Below are 4424 nucleotides of genomic sequence, written 5' to 3'. Positions count from 1 at the left end.
AATCATAGAGGTTTTTCCGAAGGAAAAACCAAGCCCAAGCCATTGAACAAAACCGCTGTTGTGCACAGGCTTTTATGACGATTTGTTATATTTTTCAATTATTTTTTTTAGTTTTTCAGATATTTCTGTTTGAGATTTAGATTTTATAATTTCTAATGGATTTTGCCAATCTTCATTTCCAATTATTGATATTTTAAAACAACCTTTATTATTAGATAAATCACCATACCAACCTAAATCAAGAGTTATATTTTTACTTTCTAAATGAATTTGTAATAAGTCTTCTGATAAATAATAGAAACTTAAGCTTTCTTCAAACACCAAATTTGGATCATATGAATAAAATTCATTTTTGATAATTTCAAATGAGTTTGGGAAATTAGAAAATTGTTTTGTGAATTCCATTAAGCAAATTATTTACTTTTCATTCTATTTAAAGCTTCGTCAAATTCGTCTTTTCTATCAGCCTTAACATTACCATAAATTATTGAAAAGCCATTATATTTTTCTTCTCTTGCATATTCACCTTCTTTAATATTTTTTTGCTTATGTAATTCTGCGTCTCCACACATAAATGATATATAGCTTTTGTCAGGATAAATATAAGTTTGTATGAATCCTTTATCAATATCAAGTCTATCAGGTGTATTCCAATTTTTAGGAAGTATTAATTCAATAGTTTTTCCATTACATTCAGTAACTTTTGATATTCCAAGTATAATTGAATCATTTTTATCTTGAGCTATACAGTTATTCAGAAAAAAAGAAAAAAATATTAATATGTAATTGAATTTTTTCATCTTAAAATATATTTATTTACATCGTTTTTTTCGCTTGTGCACAACGTTCTGCGGCTTGAAGCAGTTGCGTAAATTTAACACTTAATTTCACAAGTACAAAACTCCTAATGAATTTTTGGAGAAAATTCAAACAAAGACCAAGCCAAGCAATTGCTACAAACCGTTGTTGTAGGCAGTACTTCTTGTGAAAAACACTTATCAATTCCAACGATTTAGGCATTTTCTTTCGGCAGTTCGGTAGTTTTCTAAAAATGTATGACATATATCTAAAAATGTATGACATAATTCTTCTGATGTATGACATAAATCTAAAAATGTATGACATAATTCTCTTGATGTATGGGAGTTTTCTAAATTAGTACGTTATATTTCTTTTGATGTATCGCATATATCTAAATGAGGTAGCAAGAAATCTAAATAGGGTAGGGAACTATCTAAATAAAAACAACAAAAGACTTATTGCTCATGCAATAAGTCTTTTTGTATTAACTAATTATATTTAAAAATTGATTTATTATTGTTTTATTAAAGTATATACACCAACAGGAACTGTTATGTGTTCAGGTAAATTATCACCTTCTACAGTTATAGATAATGTTTCATATAAAGTAGCTTTAATTACTTGAACACCGTTTTCAACTTTATATCTTAATACAATTAAAGCATGCACATGTGTTCTTGTTGGGTCTGTAAAGAAAAGTTGAACTCTGCGCTCATTTGGTATACAATCATCACAAATTGGAAAATCATTATTGTCTTGAATAAATAAATTTCCAGTAATATTATTTCCTAAAGAAATTGTTGTATTTAAGTTTGACGTTGTATTTATTATTTCTACATTGTTTTCTTTGTATTTGTATTCCCCAACTAAAAAATCAGTGTAAATATCTTCAAAATCATAATAAATATGTGTTCTTTTTTGTAATATTATTGTAAACTCTTTATTGCCTACAACTGATTTCCAAGTGCCCTCATAGTTATTAAAATCATTAAAAGTATCGGCACAATAAGAACCACTTGGCAAATCGTTAGCAGAGTCATAATTTTGTAACGAATATTGTGCTTTGCAAGAAATACTTAAAAGCACTAGTATGTATATATATATTTTCATTTTTTTAAATTTAGTTACAGGCATCTTCACTTATGCCATTTAATTTTGTACTGTCTAAGGTTAATTTTTTCCAATTATTTTGATTAATTGGTGATGTAGAAATTCTGTATAAAGAAACATTAAAATTTAGATTAGAGTCATTAGGGTTATTTATAAAGTCTAAAAATACTTTGGCAAAATCAAGTTGGTTTGTAAGTCCTTCTTTTTTTATTTTCTTAAATTCCATTTGGATTTTTAAGTTTAATCTTTTCCAATTATTATTTAGATAAGCACATTTAGTTTTAAAAGCTGCAATATCATTTGGCACAACTGCATAGGCATATCCATTAACAACCATTGTATTAAAAAATATGGTTGGGTTATAATAATTATCTGGATGATCTGGTGGAGCAGGAACAAATGAATTAGCCATTTTGCAAATAACTAACAAGTCACCTGGATCGAACATTGGATCAATACCTAAATTGTGAACATGGAGCGCTCCAAAACTTTTTTGTCCAACTTTAACTTTAACCATTCCTTGAGAACCATAAGCTTTTCTAAGTGTTACACTTTCATTAGGAGCTATGTCAAGCATAAAAGAAGCTTCATCAGAAACATTACCCATAGGAGTATTTGCTATTTCATCTTCTAATTCATACAAAGCGCTTTGAATATTAGGTTTGTTTTTTAAATCATTTAACTCTTCGCAAGGAGTTTCCTGTTCTTCTTCGTTATCAATTTCTGTACAAGTTGGACAACTAGTTGGAGAAGTAGAGCCATTGCCATGAATATTAGGGTCTGAACCATCATAAGTTGATGGTCCATTTGGGTCTGGTCCACCACCACCACTAGTACTGGTGCTTGATCCTCCATCACCCCAGTTGCCTGTTACTGATGTTCCTAATGGGCTTAACAGATAGAAAACAGTGGTTGAGCAACCAGCTTCATAATTAGAATTTTCGGGATTACCACCACAGTAACATGTTTGGTCTTGGGCACATGGACAAGTAACATATGTAACACTTATACTTTGTCTATTAGTAGAGCTTGTCCCGCTTAATGTTAATGTTATTGTTTCGTCAATACCATCTTCCATAATTTCTCTTTCAGTTTTTGAAACACTTTTTAAAACATTATATTTAATAATATACCCAATACTGTTGTCAATTATTTGGTCATACAAAACTAAATTTTCAAGTTGACCATCAATATTTTCATCTCTTATTATTTGGAGAGTGTAAGTTGTTTTGCCATCATATTCAATTATTTTAACTGGTGTATCTATAATTGTAAAACCATAAGTGTCTTCAACTATTGTCCTACCAAATTCGTTAGTTTTTGTGACTTTCTTTTTTGGAATTCTTTTTACAGCTTGATTAAACAAGTTTGTTTTAATTAACTCGTTGTATTTAACTTGTTCAATTTTAAATTTTTCGCTATGATTATGATTTTTAATTAAATCTTCTTCATAAGCACAAGATAAAATAATTATACTCAAAATAAAAGAGAGTAAAAATTTAATGTTTCTGTTTTTTTTCATGTAAACGTTGTTTTTAGTTAATATTAATTTTTCGCAATTTTTGTCCGAGTATTGCCTACAACGTTTAGTGGCTTTATAAAGTGGCTTTGATTAGACACTAACCAAAACAAATATAGACAAATTTTCGACTCATAGAGGTTTTTTCGAAGGAAAAACCAAGCCCAAGCCATTTTATAAAACCATTGTTAGCAAACGTGATTTAGTAAAAAATAATTGTTTCATCAGTAAGTTCGCTAAATTCATTTGTTAAGCCCAAATCTTTAATGAAAAGCATTTCTAAATTTTTTTTAATTTCATTTTTATTGAAGCTTTTTGAATTTCTACGAGTTTCAATATAATTTTCAAGCATCATATTTGTAGAAAGTTCACCAACAGTTGTAACTGAAAATTTTGTAGATGTTTTATCTGAAATTTTCATCAATATTATTGTAAGTAAAATTCCGTAAAGACTATATTTCAAATTAATAAAAATCATTGCAATTGAAATTATCAATAAAATAAAAAGAGTAAAAACAATTACTTTAGAAACTGAAAAAGCTTTAAGGTTTAAGTTCAAATCTTTTTCAATTAATAAAATCTTATTTCTTCTGTTTCTTGGAAATAATTTTTCCAAAGTAGTACTGGGTGAAATTTCTGTTTCTAAAGTATCTGTAACTTTAGCAATAGCATTTTTCAATTTGTAAAAAGCTTGTTGTGAAGAACAATCATTTTCTTCTTCTAAATTTATTTTTGAGATTACAAGATTTGATATTTCTCCAAAAGTTTTTAATTTTCTCAATTCATTAGGTAGAAATACAATATTATAAGACTTTTCAATCTTTTTTAAAACATCTTCGATATCTTCAATATCACTATTAATTTCTTTAGATTTCATAGTTAAATTTTAGTTCAAACGCACATGTTTGCTAACGTTTTGCGGCTTTGTTTCAGTGGCTTTGATTAAGCACTGACCAAAACAAATATAAAACAAAATTACGAATCATAGAGGTTT

General features: G+C 27.9%; 5 protein-coding genes. All 5 read right to left on the bottom strand.

Going from position 1 to position 4424, the window contains the following annotated elements:
- Positions 1–72: 72 nt before the first annotated feature.
- The 5 genes from AACZ53_RS13940 to AACZ53_RS13920 all read right to left on the bottom strand — a co-directional run bounded on the left by AACZ53_RS13940 (position 73) and on the right by AACZ53_RS13920 (position 4307).
- Positions 73–405, bottom strand: coding sequence for a hypothetical protein (locus AACZ53_RS13940; protein ID WP_339839698.1), 333 nt, complete (start codon positions 403–405; stop codon positions 73–75).
- Positions 406–413: 8 nt separating this feature from the next.
- Complete coding sequence (locus AACZ53_RS13935) at positions 414–800, bottom strand: hypothetical protein (protein ID WP_339839695.1); 387 nt, start codon at positions 798–800, stop codon at positions 414–416.
- Between the two features lie 514 nt (positions 801–1314).
- A complete protein-coding gene (locus AACZ53_RS13930) occupies positions 1315–1911 on the bottom strand; it encodes a DUF6705 family protein (protein ID WP_339839693.1) in 597 nt (198 codons plus the stop codon).
- A gap of 10 nt (positions 1912–1921) precedes the next feature.
- Positions 1922–3433, bottom strand: a complete 1512-nt coding sequence (locus AACZ53_RS13925; protein WP_339839691.1) for a hypothetical protein — start codon at positions 3431–3433, stop codon at positions 1922–1924.
- A 199-nt stretch (positions 3434–3632) separates the two neighbouring features.
- The gene (locus AACZ53_RS13920; RefSeq protein ID WP_339839689.1) at positions 3633–4307 is read right to left on the bottom strand and encodes a hypothetical protein; all 675 of its coding nucleotides are present in this window, start codon (positions 4305–4307) and stop codon (positions 3633–3635) included.
- Between the last annotated feature and the right edge of the window lie 117 nt (positions 4308–4424).

The organism is uncultured Flavobacterium sp., from assembly GCF_963975005.1.
Taxonomy (GTDB): Bacteria; Bacteroidota; Bacteroidia; order Flavobacteriales; family Flavobacteriaceae; genus Flavobacterium.
Note: the sequence above shows the minus strand (reverse complement) of the source record. Positions and strands in the feature narration are given on the sequence as shown.